Source organism: Amycolatopsis sp. w19, from assembly GCF_051373225.1.
Lineage (GTDB): Bacteria > Actinomycetota > Actinomycetes > Mycobacteriales > Pseudonocardiaceae > Amycolatopsis > Amycolatopsis japonica.
Map to the genome: position 1 here is coordinate 47,170 of NZ_JBPQFM010000002.1, position 18,605 is coordinate 65,774.

Genomic DNA, 18,605 nt, shown 5'->3' on the forward strand with positions numbered 1-18,605 from the left:
GTCGGACATGGGTTCGCTCGACCAGTAGCATGGCGATTCGGCAGGTTACAGAGAGCCACGAGAGAGGACAGGTGTCGGTGTCACAGACGTCTGGGAGGCCGACTCCGAAGCCAACACCACCCCCCGCTCAGCAGCGGTGGTTCCAGGAACGCCCCTCCCAATATCCGTGGGAGCAGGACGGCCTCGACCACATCCGGAAGCTGATGCCGCGTGCCGAGCCATACCGAGCGTGGGCGACCTTCTCCTTCACCGCAGCCTCCAGCCGGATCAACGAATGCGATCTCCTGATCGCGGTCCCGGGCGGCCTCTACCTCGTCGAACTCAAAGGACATCCGGGCAACGTCGTCAACAACGGCGAGACCTGGAGCTTCGGTTCGCCTGGAACACACCGAGTCCGAACCCTGCGCAATCCCCTGCATCTGACCGATCTGAAGTCGAAAGAGCTCAAAAGCAGGCTGGATTGGGCGGCCAAGCAGCTCGGTATCAGTCAGCGAGTCCCGCGGGTCGAGCCGGCGGTGTTCTTGTCGGCTCCGGACCTGCAGTCCGCACTAGACGATGTCCAGAGCACGAGGGTCTACAGCCGCGACGACAACTCGACAGGTCTGCCCTGGATCTGGCGAGATCTGCTCTCCCGACCGCCGCAGCGCGAGTCGCAGCGAGTCACGCCGGAGTTCTCTCGACAGCTGCCCAAGCTACTGGCCAAGATCGGCCTGGGCGTGTCGACGGCTCACCTGCGGTTCGGTGACGATTGGACGTTGCAATCGGATCCGCTCGACGCGGGATCCACTTGGGAGGATCGGCTCGCCTCACGCAAGGGCCTGGTGCTCGAAGAGGGGCGCGTCCGGATCTACCTCACTTCGCAGCAAGCCACCGAAGAACAGCGGCAGTCCGTGGAGCGCGCCGCGCGCCGCGAGTACCAGGTGCTCCAGGGCATCACCCATCGCGGCATTGCGCAGGCAGTACAGATCGGCAACCACCAAGGCGGTCCTGCGATCCTCTTCCGTCACCGTGCGGCGGATGTCCGATTGGACTCCTACCTCGCGGTCTACGGGGAAGCGCTGAGCCCGGAAATCCGTCTTGATCTGGTGCGGCAACTGGCTGAGGCCGTCCGCTATGCGCACAGCAGGTCGCTTTACCACCGCACGCTCGCGGCTCGCTCCATCTACGTCACAGCCAAGGACGACGGGTCGTCGCCGGTGTTGCGGATCATCGACTGGCAGGCTGCCGCACGGGACTTCGACACCACTGGCATGTCGTCGATCGGCAACACCTCACTACCCGGAGAGCACGTCGGGGACGCCGCGGAAGTCTACCTGGCGCCGGAGTTCGACACCCCGTTCGCCGATCCAGTGGATCTCGACGTCTTCGGCCTGGGATCGTTGTCCTACCTCATCATCACCGGCCAGCCTCCGGCCACGCGCCGGACCGGCTTGATCGAGCGGTTGACCGCGGAACGGGGGCTGCATCCCTACGCCGTATCAGACTCGGTCTCCGACGCACTCGATGAGCTGATCTTCCACGCCACCCGCACCGACGTCGCCGACAGGCTGGATTCAGCGGACGCGTTCCTCGACGGCCTCGATCGGGTTGAGCAGGACTCCCCCGCTCCCGAGATCGCCACGCCGAGTATCGACCCGTTGACCGCGATGCCCGGGCAAGTCCTCGACGGCGACTGGAGTGTCGAGCGGGTGCTGGGCACCGGCGCCACAGCGCGCGCACTGCTGGTGGCCAGGACAGTCGAAGACGAGCACGGCGAACCACATCAGGAACGCAAGGTCTTCAAGATCGCGCTCGACGAGGACAAAGCAGAGCGGCTCCACGCCGAGGCCGGCGCGCTCGCGCTGGTCGGTGGCGGCGTGGTGATACGACTGCTGGCCGAACCCCGCATCCTCGGTGGACGGACGGTCCTCGAACTCGAGTATGCAGGCGGGGAGGATCTTGCCGGACGCACCCTCGGTGCGCGGCTGCGCGCTGAGGGGCAACTGACATACCACGAGCTGGAGCGCTTCGGCAATGACCTGCTGACAGCGCTGGATCAGCTGGCCGCCAAGGGGGTGCGACACCGCGACCTGAAACCGGACAACTTCGGTGTCTTCCAACGAGCTGACCGGGTCAAGCAGCTCATGCTGTTCGACTTCTCGCTCGCCAACGTGTCCGAGCGGGACATCAAAGCCGGTACCCGCGGCTACCTCGACCCGTTGCTCGGGACAGTGCGTCGTCCCTCGTTCGACGACCACGCCGAGCGCTACGCCGCTGCCGTCACGCTGCACGAGATGGCCTCAGCGGTCCGGCCGATCTGGGGCGACGGCATGACCGACCCGCGAACGACCACGGACGAGACGCCGACCATCGCGGCGGAATTGTTCGAACCGGCGTTGCGGGACGGCCTGACCAAGTTCTTCTTGAGAGCCTTCCACCGCGACGTGGACCATCGGTTCGACACGTTCCGGCAGATGGAGGACGCCTGGCGAGCGGTGTTCACCTCCGCGGACGCCGACACGCCGGTGACCACCCCGGCAACCGTCGGTCTCGAGGCCGAGTCGCTGGCGGAGATGCGGGACGCGCACGCCGCGGCGGCGAAGCTGGACACCGCGCTGGAGGCCGCTGGACTCTCACCTCGCGCGGTGGCGGTCGCGCGTGGATTCGAAGCGACGACCGTAGGCGAACTGCTGGGTGTACCGCTGCACAAGATCGCGAAGGCCCGCGGTGCCGGCGCCCTCGCCCGCAAAGAACTGAATCGGCGCCACAAGCAGTGGAGCGCCACGCTCCTGCAGACCGGGTCCCAGGCTGCAAAGAAGTCGGCAGACAGCGCCGATGAGGTAGCCTCCGGTGCTCCGTTCTCAGTCGACGACCTGGCTGCACTGCTCACACCCAAGCCTGGGCGGAAAGGGTCGAAGAAGTCCGACACGATCCGACTGACTCTGGGTTTACCCAGCGACAACGGCGACGTCTCGGACCAGCTGGACATCTGGCCCACTCAGTCCGAGGTGGCGAAGAAGCTGGCTATTACGCAGGCATCGGTCTCGCGTCATCAGCAGGCCGCCGCCGCGGAGTGGGCAGGACAGCTGTGGATGCGTCCGCTTCGCGATGAGCTGGTGGATGCGGTCTGCTCGGCAGGCCGCGTGATGACCGCGTCCGAGCTGGCGGCTGCTGTCCGGGCTCGCCGTGGCGCTCCGGCGAGCACACCTGAGCAGGCCGTCGCCCGCGCGCTCGCAGCTGTCCGAGCTGCAGTGGAAACGGAGATCTGGACAGGGCTCAAGGCAGAGGATGATGAAAGCGATCCGCGCCTCGCCGTTCTTCGACGTGGACACCGCGTTCTCATCGTGGCCGAATCCCTGCCCGGCACCGACGACCCGAGCGCTCCGGAACTCGCCGACTATGCACTCGAACTCGGCCGGAAAGCCGATGAGCTGGCGAAGCTCGAACCGCTGCCTGGCCGCGGCGTGGTCATCCGTGAACTACGGGCCATCACACCGCCGGCCGGTCTCTCACCGATGGCGGACACACGGCTTGTCGAACTCGCCGCAGCAGTCTCGCAAGACGCGGCAGCATCACCTCGGCTCGAGGTATACCCCCGTGAACTGGACCTGACCCGAGCGTTCCGCATCTCCCAGGCGGCAGCGGGCGTGCGCCGCGACACCGGCATCACGGTGGACGACCTGCTGGCAAAGGTCCGTGCTCGGTTCCCTGAGCTGTTGCCCGGTAAGCAGCCGACGTACGTCCAGATCGAGGAAGCGCTGAAGGCAGCGGGCGTGCCGTTGGAGTACGACACCACCAAGAAGCGGTTCCTGCCGCCTGCCTTGGAGGTCTCCCGGGTCGTCACTTCGTCGAGTACATCGCTCAGTACGCACAACCGTACGGCTGTAGCCGGTCTCGACCCGCAGGACGTCCTGACCCGCAAGCTCGCGTCCGCCGTCGAGCGTGGTGGTTTCCTGGCGTTGACCTTGCGAGGGCGCCACTTGCCCGGCGCCGCGGACGTGATCTCGGCTCAGAACACTGTGCGCCCGGTAGACCTCAACGGTCTGTTCCTCCAAGAGTTCCGTGCGCTTGCGGCCGAGCGCTCGCAAGACTGGCAGAAGGTGCTCACCATCGACGCCAGGTTCGACGCCACCGGGCAGATGTCCCGCGGGCTCTCCGTCTACGTCCGTGACACCTGGACTCGGGTCGAACAGCAGCTCGACTCACTCGGTAGCGACGGCTCAACGGTCCTTTTTCTGTACAACGCCGGGATGTTCGGCCGCTACTACGATGCAGGTGGCCAAGCGCTGCTCGCTCGTCTGCAAAACGCGGCTCGCCTGCCCTCCACCACACCACATGGACTGTGGCTGCTCTGCCCAGCGGACTCCGCTGTGGGCGCCCCTCAAATCGACGGCAAGACAGTCGAGATCCTCACCGAGTCCGAACGCGTCGTACTGACTGGCGAGTTTTTGGCGAAGCTGCGCGGTGAACCCGAGAGCGCGGCATGAACGATCGACACGGAAAGGGGACGGCAGTGGCCGCCCAAAATTTCGACCTGGCAGAGCTCGTCAAGGACCTGCGCAAGCAAGTCACTCTGCTGGAGGACGACCTGCGCGCCCGTAGCGAGGAAGTCGAGGAGTCCGCGACTGCCCTGCGCACGGAGTACGAAGAAGCTTTCGCCGCGAAGCGGATCGCCGCGACTTATGAAGCCTGGCGGGACGACCGGGTCACGCAGGTTGCTGCAGCATGGGTGTTGGGTACGGTGTTCGTCCGGTACTGCGAGGACAACGACCTGATCGAGTGGCCGTTCATCGCCGGGCCAGGCGAGAAGCTGATCGATGCTGAGGAACGGCACGAGAAGTTCTTCCGCGAGCATCCTGAGCTGAACGACCGGGACTGGATCGTGGAGGCGTTCAACCACTTGGCCGGGACTAATCCGACCGTAGCGGGCTTGTTTGACAAGAAGCACAACCCGCTGTGGGAAATCATGCCTTCGTTCGAGGCTGCGACCGCTTTGTTGGTGTTCTGGCGTCGGCGAGGTGACGATGGCGAGATCCGGTACGACTTCACAGGGTCGGACACCCGCTTCCTTGGGGACCTATACCAGGATCTGTCAGAACACGCACGCAAGACATTCGCACTGCTGCAGACACCTGAATTCGTGGAGGAGTTCGTCCTCGACTTAACCTTTGAGCCGGCCGTCGAGGAGTTCGGACTCGATGGCCTGCGCACCATCGACCCTGCATGTGGGTCAGGTCACTTCTTGCTCGGGATCTTTCGTCGCCTGTTGACAAAGTGGCGATTAGCAGAGCCAGGAACCGATGACTGGGAGCTGATCCGGCGCTCGTTAGACTCGGTGCACGGATGCGACAAGAACCCGTTCGCGGTGTCTATCGCACGGTTCCGAATGTTGGTAGCAGCAACACAAGCGGCAGGTGCTGCGCGCCTGGATCGAACGAATGATTTCCCACTCAATTTAGCCGTGGGCGATTCTCTGATGCATGGAAAGGGGACAGCGGGGAAGCAGATTGATCTGTTCGCAGAACAAGAAGCGCACGCATATCGCACTGAAGACGTTCACAACTATATTTCATCCTGCAACCTACTCGGCCGCTCGTCGTATCACGTCGTCGTCGGAAATCCGCCGTACATCACAGTAAAAGACAAGCAGGAAAATCTGAACTATAAATCTCGATATGATGCGTGCTCTGGCCAGTGGGCATTATCAGTACCCTTCGCGCAGCGCCTCTTCGATCTAGCCGTTCGCAGTTCCGAAGGCGCGACAAGCGCAGGCTACGTCGGGCAAATAACCGCTAACTCTTTTATGAAGCGTGAATTCGGCAAACGACTGATCGAAAACTTCTTCGGCGGAGCAGATCTCCTACATTCGCCATGCTTGACGCATATCATCGACACTTCTGGTGCCCACATTCCAGGACATGGCACGCCGACGGTCATCTTGATTGGCAGAAACTACCTCAACACGCACGGGGATCCAATTCGCGCAGTTCTTGGAGTACGAGGTGAACCCTCGGAGCCCAAGAATCCATCGACAGCAAATGTTTGGTCTGCCATCACGAAGCAGGTAGCAACTCCGGGCAGCGAATCCGATTGGGTAACGTCGGCCGACGTTGACCGTCAGTGGTTTGCCCGGTTCCCGTGGTCGCTTAGCGGCGGCGGCGCCAGCGACTTGGTCGCCAGCTTGGAAAAAGGTGCTACCGACTCACTCGGAAAACAAGTCGCAAGCACAGGCTTCTGCGCAGTAACTCGGGAAGATGATGCATACGCCATCGGACTCCGAACCGCGCGGCGACACCGCATTTCCGCCGGAAACATTCGACCACTATTCGCCGGAACAGCCGTTCGCGACTGGGCTATCACTAGCGCAGATCACACCATTTTCCCATACGACGACGATAGCAAATCGGCTAGCATTGACGTAGCGGCAGAACGGCTAATGTGGCCCAATCGCACATTATTGAATATGCGTAAAGCCCTATCTGGCACTCAGGAAGAACAGGGCCTCACATGGTTTGAGTACTCCAGCTTCTCTCCAACGCGATACTGGTCACCACTCTTGCTATCATTTGCGTTCGTGTCAACACATAATCATTTTTCCCTATCTCGAGGCGGCGGCGTATTTATTCGTTCTGCACCTGTAATTACGCTTCCCGCAGGCTCTTCAGAGGAAGATCACCTGGCATTGCTTGGCACACTCAACTCGTCCACCGCATGCTTCTGGCTGAAGCAAGTTAGCCAAGACAAAGGAAATCGAGGAGGGGAGCGTTCGACTGGCCGATTCGCCTGGGAAAGCTTCTTTGAATTTACAGGCACGAAGCTTCAGGAGTTCCCTCTACCTGCCGAACTTCCACTCACACTGGGCAGTACGCTGGATAACCTCGCAAAGGAACTCGCGTCACGTGAGCCGTCGACCGTAGCAGCTTCAGTGCCACCTACCCGCGATCGACTAAACCTGGCACGATCGGAACATGAGGGCATCCGCGGGCGCATGATCGCGAACCAGGAAGAGCTCGACTGGCAAGTTTACGGTTCATACGGACTACTTAGCGACATCGAAGTCGCTCAACTCACTGCGTCCGGGGCATGCGATGTGCCCGAGATTAAGCTCGGTGAGCGGGCTTTCGAAATCGCGATGGCTAGCAAAGCGGCCGAGGATGAAGCAATCAGACAGTGGTTTGCTCGCCACAACTCGACGCCGATTACTGAGATCCCGAGTCACTGGCCAGAGTGGTACCAGCAGATCGTCCAAGCACGAATCGACATCATCGAGAAGCGCAAGGACATCGCGCTCATCGAGCGCCCGGAGTGCAAACGCCGCTGGGCCACAGAGCCCTGGGAGAAGAAGGAAGCCGATGCGCTCCGCACCTGGCTCCTCGACCGCTGCGAGACCACAGACATGTGGTTCACACTCCGCGACGGAATGAAGCAGCCCCGAACGCTCACCGTCAGCCAGCTAGCTGATCAGTTCCGCGACGACGCCGACATGAACAGCGTCGCCCAGCTCTACGCCGCCGACCACCTCGGCAAACGCGACCTCACCCTGGCGCAGGTGCTCGAGCAAGTCGTCGCCGATCAGCACGTCCCCTACCTCGCCGCCATGCGCTACAAGGACAGCGGCCTGCGCAAGCGCGAGCAGTGGGAGCGCGTCTGGGAGATGCAGCGCGAGGAGGACCGAACCGGCGCACGGCTGGACATCCCCGTGCCGCCGAAGTACGGCAACCCTGACTTCCGCAAGACCAGTTACTGGTCCCAGCGCGGCAAGCTCGACGTGCCCAAGGAACGGTTCATCTCCTACCCGGACGCCAATCCGGACGCGGACCCCACCTTGCTACTCGGCTGGGCAGGCTGGGATCACAAGGACCAGGCACAGGCGCTGGTCAACATCGTGAACGACCGTGTCGAGCAGGCAGGCTGGGGCACGGACAAGCTGACGCCGCTGCTGGCCGGACTACGCGAGCTGATGCCTTGGGTGCACCAGTGGCACAGCGAATACGACGACGCTTGGGGCGGGACGCCTGCCGAGGAGTATCAGACGTTCCTCGAAGACCAACGAGCCAAGCAACAATTGACCGAGGACGACCTCCGCGCTTGGCGCCCCGTCGCCGGCAAGCGCAGCCGACGAGTCACGACGAAGGATGATCAGCAGTGAGCACGACCGAAAAGTACCTTCGGGACGTCATCCAGCTTCCCGAGTCGGTGCACGCGGGCGACTTCAAGGTCGAGCTGTCCGGTGGGTTCACCGAGACTGCGGCACGGCTCGATGAGTACGTGGTCACCGATCAGCTGCGGCAGGCATTCGGCAAGTCGCTGTCGATCGTTCAGGCGGCGGTCCGTGACAACACCCCGCACGCCGCCTACCTGCACGGTTCGTTCGGATCCGGTAAGAGTCACTTCCTGACCGTTCTCCACGCGATCTTGAACAACGACCCTGCCGCTCGGGCCAAGCCTGGGCTGCAGTCAGTGATCGCGGACCATGACAGCTGGTTGCGCGGCAAGAAATTCCTGATGGTGCCGTATCACCTGGTCGGAGCGACAGACATCGACTCGGCGCTGCTCGGCGGGTACGTCTCCACCATCCGCAAGCTCCACCCTGGACAAGCCACTCCCCCAGTCTACCGTGCCGACGCCATGTTGGCGGATGCACGGCGCCAGCGCGAGTTCCTCGATAACGACGCCAAGTTCTCCGAATGGCTGGGTACTGGCAGTCCGTCGAGCACCGACGATGACATCGACGATCTCGAGATCACCGAAGAGATCGGGGCCGCCGGCTGGACGACGGCCGAGTTGGATCAGGCATTCACCGCACCCGCCGGCGACCGCGTACGCGACGCACTCGTGTCTGCACTGCTGACCGGTCCGATGTCGTCCTACGTCCGTGGCGCCAGCGGGGACGCAGAAGCGTTCATCCCGCTGGAAGACGGACTCGCGGTCATCAGCAGGCACGCCAAACAGCTCGGCTACGACGGGTTGATCCTGTTCCTTGACGAGCTGATTCTGTGGCTTCAGGCGCACATGTCCGACCAGAAGTTCCTGGACAACCAGGTCAGCAAGCTCGTCAAGCTGATCGAATCCGGTGAAGGCCAGCGGGCTCTTCCGATGGTCTCCTTCATCTCCCGTCAGCGTGACCTGTCCAAGTTGATCGGCGACGACGTCACCGGCGCTGACGTGAAGAACCTCGAAGCGCATGTGGAGTACCTCGCCGGCCGGTTCGACGTGGTCAGCCTCGAAGATCGCAACCTTCCTGCGATCATCAAGGAGCGCGTGCTCAAACCCATCCCCCCTGACGGCGCCGCCGCATTGGACGAGGCCTTTGCCGGGATCTCGTCGGTCAAAGCCGCAGACAAGGACGTACTTCTCGACTCCGCGGGTGCGACCGGTGCCACCTGGGCCGACTTCCGCGACGTTTACCCGCTCTCCCCTGCGCTGCTGAACGTACTCGTGGCACTGTCCGGAGCGCTGCAACGCGAACGCACTGGTCTCAAACTCCTGCAGGAGATGCTGTACCGACGCCGCGCGGACATGAAGCTGGGTCAGCTCATTCCTCTGGGCGACCTCTGGGACGTGCTGGCAGACGGCACGGGCGAAGCCTTCACGGACCGGCTACGCCGAGAAGCAGAAGCCGCACAACGATTCCATGTCAAGGTGCACGCGCACCTCTCGGAGAAGTACGGTAGCGACAGCGATCCGCGGTTCATCGCCGACGATCGATTCGTCAAGACGCTGCTGCTGGCCGCGCTCGCGCCTAATGTGCCCGCGCTGGCCCGGCTCAACGGTAATAGGCTGGCAGCGCTGAACCACGGCTCGATTCGGTCGAGGACGGTCGCGGCAGGTTCGATGGTGGTCAGCAGGCTGCGGGAACTTCAGGCCGAGTTCGGCGAGCTGAGGTCCGACGGTGACGAAGACCCGGTGTTCACCCTGCATCTGTCCGATTTGGACATTGAGCCACTGCTGGACCTTGTCGGTGAGCAGGACTCCCTGGGTGCCCGCCGAATCTGGGTCAAGAATCAGCTGTGGTCCGCGCTGGGCGTTCGCGACACCGGCGACTTCGTGTGCGAGCGCGAGATCGTGTGGAAGGGGACCCGCCGCACCGCCGAGTTCGTCTTCGCGAATGTCCGTGATGGTGACGATCTACCGGACCTTCAGTTCACGCCGGGCGTGCCGGGCCGGATCAGGTTCATCCTGGACTACCCGTTCGATGGCCACGAACGTACTCCACGCGAGGACGCGGCCCGGGTCTCCAAGTTGCGCCGCGACGGGCTCGAAGCGGCAACCATCGTCTGGTTGCCGCACTTCCTGTCAAGTCAGAAGTCGTCGCAGCTCGGCCGGCTCCTCAAGATCACGCATCTCCTCGAGCGCGATCGGCTGCAGGACTACGCCGCGAACCTTCCTGCGGACGACCGCATCCGGGTACAGAACCAACTCCAAGCCCAACGCGCGAACCTCACGTCCCAGCTGGCCGCGGCGCTGCAGCAGCTCTACGGCATTTCCCGGGCCGACGATTCCACAGTCGGTGCACAGGTCGGCGACGAGGGGCACGTGCTGTCGCTGTTCCCCGGGCATACCCCGCAGCTCGCTGGTGGCGCGAGCTTTGATTACAACGCCCTTCACCTGGCAGATGGCCTGTTCAACAAGGTGTACCCGAACCACCCGAACTTCGATCCAGCCGGCAGCCGCAAAGCGATCACCAGCGGCGAGTTGCGGACGGTACTCAGCTGGATCACCAAGGCCATGGAAGACGGCCAGCGCCGTGTCGTTGTCGACCGTAACCAGCTCACACTCGTGAAACGGATCGTGCATCCCCTGGAGCTGGGTGAGGTCAGCGACGGTCCGCTCAACCTCTCCACCGAGTGGCGCAGACGGATCGAACAGTACGCTGCTCAGCAGGGCGTCACTGGAGACTTCAGCGCGGAAGACATTCGGCGATGGATCGGTGAGCTTGGCTATACCGGACTCGACAAGCTGGTCAGTAACCTGATCATCGCCACCTACGCCCTGCTATCCGACCGGGCATGGATGTACCACGGGTCGCCCCTGCCGGAAGTACCCGAACTGGACAAGATCAGCACCGGGTACGCGTTGCGGGCCCAGGAACTACCCACGGAGACAGAATTCGCGGCAGCACGCGAGCGAGCTGCGAAGCTGTTCGGCGTGCATGTGCCTGACGTCCTCTTCGCACGCAACGTGAACAGGTTGGTGACCGACGTGCTGCGCAAGGTCACCGAAGCGGAGCCCGCGGTCAACGGCGTGTGGCGATCCCTGGACAAGCACGCCTCCGCGTTGGGCACCGACCCCGCCACACCGAGTTCTCGGCAACGAAGCGCACGAGATGCCGCCGATCTGCTCGCGCGGCTTTCCCGCACTCACGACGCCACTCCGCTCGTCAGGGAACTGGCTGCGGCGACCTACGCGGTGAGTGAGCAGGTACTCAGTACCGCGATCTCCTCCGCGCCGCAGGTGCTCCGCGCGCTCGAAGCGGTCGACTGGTCACTCTTGGAATCCGTCCGTGGGTTCACCGGGCACGCAGCACTCGGTGACCGGGCGGAGCGGTTGATCAGGGAGGTGACCAGCGCCGCGAGCGACGACGAGTTCAGTGTCCAGCTCGCACCCGTGCTGGACGGGATTCGTGAGCGAGCGGTGGCGTTGATCAGTGAGGCGGGGCGACTGGTACGAGCAGCGGACCCTGCGCCCGCGTCTCCCGCGAGTGTCGAACCCGAGCGTGCGACTTCTGCTTCGGACATCAACTTGCCCCAACAGGGTTCGCCTCCTGTATCCGGTCGGCCAGAGACACCAGCACCGCTTGGCGTTCGTCCGCGATCGCACAGGGTCCGGGCGAGCGCAGTAGAGGCTGAACTCGCCAGGATCATCAGCGAGGTCCAGGGGGAGATCGCAGGCTACGCTGAGCATCACCCAGGCATGGAAATCGAGATCACCTGGCACGTCGTGCACGCCGACGAGGAGAACAGCTGATGGCAGCTGCCCCCGAGCTCAACCGGCGTGTCATCGAGGCCTTACTGCAGTCGGAGTTGCCCTCTGCGCCAGAGCGGCGGCTGGTGCTCGTGCACGGCCGATACGACGCCTTGTCTCCCGCGGAGTTCAACCTCAATCTCGCGGGCACGACGCGTCGTATCCACGTCACAGACCAACCGTCCGTGTTGGGCATCGCCGAGGCATGGCAGGACCATCGGAAGAAACTCCCATCCAGCGACGATGTTCTCGTGGTGACAACCGCGGTCGATGACGCGCACCTGGGTTGGGACTTGCGCGCATATGCACTGCGCCGCGGCATTCGCAGTGTCGATCGAGCGGAAATCGTCAAACAGCGGTTCGGCGCGGCCGATATCGATCCGCGTATCCGACGGGAACCATGGCTGGTCGATGCCTTACTGGACGCAGAGCCGACCAGCGGTTGGCGGCGCAGCGGCTCCGTGCTTACGAGAGATGCGGCGGTCCGTGCTCTGATCGGATCGCGGCTGGGTGGTGACGAACTCAGCGAAGGTACCCTCGATATGGATGGGCTGCTGGCCTGGTCCCAACGGGCAGGTGGCCCCGAACGGTTCGCCGAGCTCTCCACTGCGGAGCAGGCCGGGCTCACGAATTGGCTCGGTGACGTGATCGGCGGCGCAGCGACCGTGGTACTCGGACTCGCGAGGATCGGGCGAGCAGCCGACGCCATGGCGCTGGGGGTCATCGGCACGGTGACAACCGGACCGACGGCCTCGGCGGATTCAGCAGTCGCGTTCGGTGCGCTCCTGGGCGGTCCGCAATTTTCCGGAGCGCAGCGACGAGCATTTATCGAGGCGGTCGAAGGAACCTTGGAGCGATGGGTTGCCGAAGCCGAGAACTCTGGACCGTCGGTGGGGCAAGCTCGAAGCCGGATAGTCGATCTCGTCCAGCGTGCCGATGATCTCGCTGCCGGGACGGAACTGGCTGAGGCGTTGACGGAGAACCGGTTCGTCCCGACCGGGCTGCAGGCCCGGCTGCGATCACTGGCCACTGCCTTGTCCGGAGCACCCACGGTTCGGTCAGTGGCGGCAGCCGAAGCGGCCCTCGTTTCGGTAAGAGGGCACGCGCTTGCCCGGCTTTACCCCGAGCGCCTATTGGCAGCCGAAATGGCCGTCCGGGTACAGCGCTGGCTGGCCGGTCCCGTACCGGCTGTGGATTCCGTCGCCTCAGCCATCGACGCACAGTTTGCCGAATGGGGCTGGGTCGATCGCGCGCTGAGCACGCTCTGGCTCGGCGACTCGTCGGCAGACCTCATTATCAGCCAGGCATACCGGATGGTCTATGAAGCCGGCGTTGCCCGACGAGACTCGCTCGACGAGACCTTTGCCCAGCGACTGAGCTTGTGGACAAAGGGCGCGACCACCCAAGCACCGAGCGGCTGCCTGCTGATCGAAGATGTGTTGGACACGATGGCTAAGCCCCTACTGACGGGGCAGGCTCCGCTGATCATCGTGCTGGACGGCATGAGCAGCGCTATAGCCGTTGAACTCGCTGAACAGCTTGCCGGACGCACCTGGACAGAAGCATCTCCGAAGGCAGGCCGGCGGTCCGCAGCGGTCGCAGCGATCCCGTCCGTGACGCGCGCGAGCCGAGCCAGCCTGCTGACCGGCGGTTTGACGACAGGCGATCAAGCCACCGAGAAGGACGGTTTCGCTTCGCTTTGGCGTAAACATCACCGTGACGGCGCACTGTTCCACAAGGGCGAGATTGCAGGTCAAGCCGGGCACCGCTTGTCCGAACCTTTGATCGCCGCCCTCGCCGAAGACGTGGTGGTGGGAGTTGTTCTCAATACCATCGATGATGCGCTCGATCACGGACGTGAAGGCGATCGAATCGGTTGGCGGCCGGCCGACATCACCTACCTGCCCGAGTTGCTGGACGCGGCGCGCAGCTATCGCCGTCCAGTCGTGCTGGTGTCCGACCACGGGCATGTCCTGGAACGTTCGGCTTCAGGTGAAGGGCCGTTGTCTGCTGAAGGTGTCGAGTCCGCCCGCTGGCGCACGGGCATGGCCGGGCCTGGCGAGGTCGAACTTGCAGGCCCGCGAGTGCTCTACGGGAATGGGTGCGTGGTCACCCCTTGGGATGCAGGCATCCGTTACACACCAAGGAAGTCTGGGTACCATGGGGGTGCGTCGCTAGCCGAGATGACGGTTCCGGTACTTGTTCTCCTCCCCTCCGCCGAGCTCTTGCCGAAGGGATGGTCGGTGCTGCCACCCGAGTCGACCGCGCCGCTATGGTGGGCGCAGCGGCGCACCGAAGAGGCGGCGATCAGTCAGGCACCGAGCCGTAAGGCTACGACCAAGCCAAAGCCTGCGAGCGCTGCGCCATTGTTCGAGATAGAGGTGGAAACACCGAAGAGTCTCGGAGCCCTCGTAGTCGAAACTGACTTGTACACGGCACAGCGCGCGTTCGTCCGCAAGCCGCCGAACAAATCAGACATCGCGGCTGTGATCGACGCGCTCGTTGCTGCGGACAACACGATTTCTCTCACCGCCGCGGCCGCGGCGGGCGGTCGAGCTGGACGCAGTCCCGAAGGCTTTGCCACCATTTTGCAACGTCTGCTCAATGTCGAGGGGTACCCAGTCTTGTCCGTTGTGGACGGTGGCCAGAACCTTAGGCTCAATCTCGAGCTTCTTCGAGTCCAGTTCAAGATCGGATCAGCATGACCGGGCCAGTCAGCGAAGCGCGACGTCGTGCCGTCATCGACGCACTACGCCGAGGCACTGTCCCGCAATCTGGGCTGGATCTCCTGGCTGTCGGGCTGGACCGCTTCACCCTTTCCAGCGACGACGACCTGGCCACGGTCGCCCGCGGTGGCGCAGCCTTTCATGCAGTACGCGGCGACTACGGATCCGGTAAGACCTTCTTCGCCCGCTGGCTCGCCGAACGGGCAAAGCGCGCGGGCCTGGCCGTATCGGAAATCCAGATATCGGAGACTGAGACTCCGCTACACCGGCTTGAGACGGTCTACCGCCGATTGACAGAACGCCTGAGCACCGCGACTCATCAACCCAGCGCCTTACGTCCGATCGTCGATTCGTGGTTCTATACGCTCGAAGAAGAGGTTCTGGACGCCGGTGCGGTAGAAGCGTCCGATTCCGGTGCTCTCGCGACCGCCGTCGATGTGCTGATGGAACAGCGTCTTACCGAAGTGGCGAGAACGACGCCGGCATTCTCAGCCGCCCTGCGCGGGTATCGACACGCTCAGTTGGCCGGTGATGCCGCGACTTCGGAAGCACTCATCGCGTGGCTCGGCGGCCAACGTTCGGTCGCGGCTGCGGCGCGGCGCAGCGCAGGAGTGCGCGGCGAACTTGATCATTACGCCGCACTCGGATTCCTGCAGGGCTTGTTGACCGTTTTGAAGGACTGTGGTCACCCGGGCCTACTGGTAGTACTCGACGAGATCGAGACCCTGCAACGGGTGCGCGGCGACGTTCGAGAGAAGGGACTCAACGCGCTGCGTCAGCTTCTGGACGAGATCGATGCCGGGCGTTTCCCTGGCCTCTTTTTGATCATCACCGGGACCCCGGCCTTTTACGACGGCCAGCAGGGAGTGCAGCGACTACCGCCACTCGCGCAGCGTTTGGCCACTGATTTCACCACCGACCCGCGATTCGACTCGCCGCGAGCGGTGCAGCTGAGGCTACTCGGTTTCGATCTCGACCGGCTGAGTGAACTAGGCCGCAAGGTGCGCGACCTCTACAGCGGGGTAGCGCGAGACCCTGCACGGATCTCCTCAGTCGTCGATGATGCGTACATCGCCGAGCTCGCTACCGCCATCACCGGCGGTCTCGGTGGAAACGTCGGTGTTGCGCCTCGAGTGTTCCTCCGCAAGCTGGTGGCGGACGTGCTGGATCGCGTCGACGATCACACGAGCTTCGATCCCCGCAAGCACTATGCGTTGACACTCACAGACAGTGAACTCAACGACGTGGAACGAAACGCGGCAGCGTCGAGCGCGGACGACATCGAACTGGATCTCCCATGAGCGTCGACCGGTTGCATCCGGTGATTGCACATCACTTGGTCAACAGCCTCGGCTGGCGATCACTCCGTCCACTTCAACGCGACGCAGTGGCCCCCCTGATCGAGGGCAGTGACGCGCTGTGTTTGGCCCCAACGGCAGGCGGCAAAACCGAATCGGCTTGTTTTCCGCTGCTCACTGCGATGGAGGAGCAGCAGTGGCACGGTCTGTCAGTCTTGTACGTCTGCCCACTCAAGGCACTTTTGAACAACCTCCTCCCCCGGCTAGAGACCTATGCTGCATGGCTCGGGCGTAGCGTGGCCGTGTGGCACGGCGATGTTGTCGCAGGCAGTCGACGTCGAATCCTGCGAGAGCCGCCGGATATCTTGCTGACCACGCCGGAATCACTCGAGTCCATGCTGGTGAGCGCCAACGTCGATCACCATGAACTCTTCTCCGGACTTCGCGCAGTGGTGGTAGACGAAGTGCACGCGTTCGCCGGTGACGATCGAGGCTGGCATCTCCTCGCGGTCCTGGAACGACTCACTCGCATCGCAGGACACCCACTTCAGCGTGTTGGCCTCTCGGCAACGGTGGGCAATCCCGCTGAGTTACTGGAGTGGCTGCAGGGCTCGAGTCGAGGCAGACGACCCGCAGTCGTGATCGCACCCGATCTGGCCGTCACGACCACACCTCCACCGGGCGATATCGAACTTGACTACGTCGGCTCGGTGGACAACGCAGCCACCGTCATCACGGCGTTACACCGTGGCGAAAAGCGCCTCGTCTTCTGTGATTCGCGTGCGTTGGTGGAGCAGCTCGGAGCCGCACTGCGCTCTCGTGGTGTGACCACGTTCCTCTCCCATGCGTCGCTCTCTAAGGACGAACGCCTCAGAGCAGAACAGGCATTCGCCGAGGCGCGAGACTGCGTCATCGTGTCCACCTCCACGCTGGAGTTGGGCATCGACGTCGGCGATCTGGATCGCGTGATCCAGATCAACGCACCGCGCACGGTGTCATCATTCCTGCAGCGGCTAGGCCGCACAGGTCGCCGTGCCGGAACCTCGCGCAATTGCCTGTTCCTCGCACTCGACGAGTGGCAATTGCTCTGGGCCGCGGGCCTGCTTCGACTGTGGGGCAACGGTTACATCGAACCAGTGACGGCCCCGCCGGAACCGCGCCACATTGTCGCACAGCAAGTACTGGCGGTTTGTTTGCAGGAGAACAAGATCGGCAGAAAACTCTGGCATCAGGAGTGGAACAACCTCGCTCCCTTCGATCAAGGCAGCGGTCCGATCATGCGCTACCTCGTCGACGAAGGGTTCATCGAACGCGACGGGGAGCTTTTCTTTATCGGGCCCCAAGCTGAACAGCGCTTCGGCCGCCGACACTTCATGGACATGATGGCTGTGTTCACCGCGCCACCTCAGTTCACTGTGCTCGCGGGCAGGCAGGAGATCGGGCAGACCGACCCATCGCTGCTCACCGATAGAATCGAGGGACCGCGGCTCCTGCTTTTGGCCGGACGCAGCTGGCGTGTGACCTGGATCGATTGGAAGCGCAAACGCTGCTTCGTCGAAGCAGCGGACAGCGGTGGTCGGGCCAGGTGGCACACCCCAGGTTCTGGTGGCGCCGGCTTCGCGTTGTCCCGCTCCGTGCGAGACGTGCTACTCGGAGAAGACCCGTCCGTTGAACTGACCCAGCGCGCACGGCGAGTACTCGCCGAAACACGTGATGAGCACGGGCTGACAGCCCACCCTGCCGGCACGGTCATCTCACGCAACGGCATGGACATTCGATGGTGGACTTGGGCCGGCTACCGAGCCAACGCGACGCTGGCAGCGACGCTGGCGGGACTTACAGACGAGAAGCAACGGTTTGACGACGTGTCCATTCGCCTCCGGACTGATCTCACGTCCGCAATGTGGCGGGCCGGCATCTCAGACGCTCCGACTCATCTCAGTCTTCCCGAAGTCGACGAACGCGCTTTGGCCGGTTTGAAGTTCAATGAGGCGCTGCCAGCGCGCTTAGCCATCGCGACTCTCTCCGCTCGATCGGCCGACCTCGACGCCGCATCGACGGTGCTGCGAGAACAGGCCCGGTTTGTCGTGCGGGGCCAGTGACTGATCACGCGCGCACAGAACCCCCCAACCGGACTGCGTGTACTGGCTCTCAAGTTCCGCCGAATCCTCACCGCATTGATCAAGTACCTGACTACAGGTCTCATGGTCACCACAGGCCAAGGTAAGTAACTCCTCGCTCATCAACGCTGTGAGCGCACATTCGCGGCCGGCCGGGTAAAACTGCGCATTGCAGGATCCAGCGTGACTCTCCGCAGGATCACCTAGCCCCCTGCTGCAGACAACCCTCTTCTCCTATGCGCAATCAGTGTCGCACCGTTTACTCTCAGTAGCAATGCAGCCTGCTCGACCCTCGAGTCAGAGTGAGCCATCACGAACCAAGCACGTCATCCCGTGGCGGAAGTCCTTGTTCTTCACCTGATCGTGTGGAAGTTGTCTAGACTTCCAGGCAGGCAACTTCGATCGCCCGAGGGACGCGAGACGTGACGAGATCCTGACTATCCGTAACTGAGCCATGGCCCCCTGTTCATAGAGGCCGAACCTGCTTGCACCCGGCTGGCCGTTCTCGCCGAGCATTG

The 18,605-nt window shown here is 63.1% G+C and carries 6 protein-coding genes; all 6 read left to right on the forward strand.

The features are described 5' to 3' along the window. The first annotated feature begins 29 nt into the window (after window positions 1-29). From pglW to ACSMFO_RS04865, 6 genes are read left to right on the forward strand one after another with little or no spacing between them, the layout of a single operon-like run. Window positions 30-4,466, forward strand: coding sequence for a BREX system serine/threonine kinase PglW (pglW, locus tag ACSMFO_RS04840; protein ID WP_436457112.1), 4,437 nt, complete (start codon window positions 30-32; stop codon window positions 4,464-4,466). Then, window positions 4,463-8,128 (forward strand): BREX-2 system adenine-specific DNA-methyltransferase PglX, encoded by a 3,666-nt coding sequence (gene pglX / locus ACSMFO_RS04845; RefSeq protein WP_436457113.1) that lies wholly within the window; start codon window positions 4,463-4,465, stop codon window positions 8,126-8,128. The genes pglW and pglX overlap by 4 nt, the downstream gene beginning before the upstream one ends. After that, the gene (locus ACSMFO_RS04850; protein WP_436457114.1) at window positions 8,125-11,946 is read left to right on the forward strand and encodes a PglY protein; all 3,822 of its coding nucleotides are present in this window, start codon (window positions 8,125-8,127) and stop codon (window positions 11,944-11,946) included. Before pglX ends, ACSMFO_RS04850 begins: the two co-directional genes overlap by 4 nt. Beyond that, complete coding sequence (pglZ, locus tag ACSMFO_RS04855) at window positions 11,946-14,648, forward strand: BREX-2 system phosphatase PglZ (RefSeq protein WP_436457115.1); 2,703 nt, start codon at window positions 11,946-11,948, stop codon at window positions 14,646-14,648. The genes ACSMFO_RS04850 and pglZ overlap by 1 nt, the downstream gene beginning before the upstream one ends. Further along, on the forward strand, window positions 14,645-15,970 hold the full coding sequence (brxD, locus tag ACSMFO_RS04860; protein WP_436457116.1) for a BREX system ATP-binding protein BrxD: 1,326 nt from the start codon (window positions 14,645-14,647) through the stop codon (window positions 15,968-15,970). Before pglZ ends, brxD begins: the two co-directional genes overlap by 4 nt. Next, window positions 15,967-18,069, forward strand: coding sequence for a DEAD/DEAH box helicase (locus tag ACSMFO_RS04865; RefSeq protein ID WP_436457117.1), 2,103 nt, complete (start codon window positions 15,967-15,969; stop codon window positions 18,067-18,069). The genes brxD and ACSMFO_RS04865 overlap by 4 nt, the downstream gene beginning before the upstream one ends. Window positions 18,070-18,605 lie beyond the last annotated feature (536 nt).

Excerpts from the sequence above, each read along its gene's own strand:
- ACSMFO_RS04865 (WP_436457117.1), top strand. The coding sequence starts at position 15,967 with ATGAGCGTCGACCGGTTGCATCCGGTGATTGCACATCACTTGGTCAAC.
- brxD (WP_436457116.1), top strand. The coding sequence starts at position 14,645 with ATGACCGGGCCAGTCAGCGAAGCGCGACGTCGTGCCGTCATCGACGCA.
- pglX (WP_436457113.1), top strand. The coding sequence starts at position 4,463 with ATGAACGATCGACACGGAAAGGGGACGGCAGTGGCCGCCCAAAATTTC.
- pglW (WP_436457112.1), top strand. The coding sequence starts at position 30 with ATGGCGATTCGGCAGGTTACAGAGAGCCACGAGAGAGGACAGGTGTCG.
- pglZ (WP_436457115.1), top strand. The coding sequence starts at position 11,946 with ATGGCAGCTGCCCCCGAGCTCAACCGGCGTGTCATCGAGGCCTTACTG.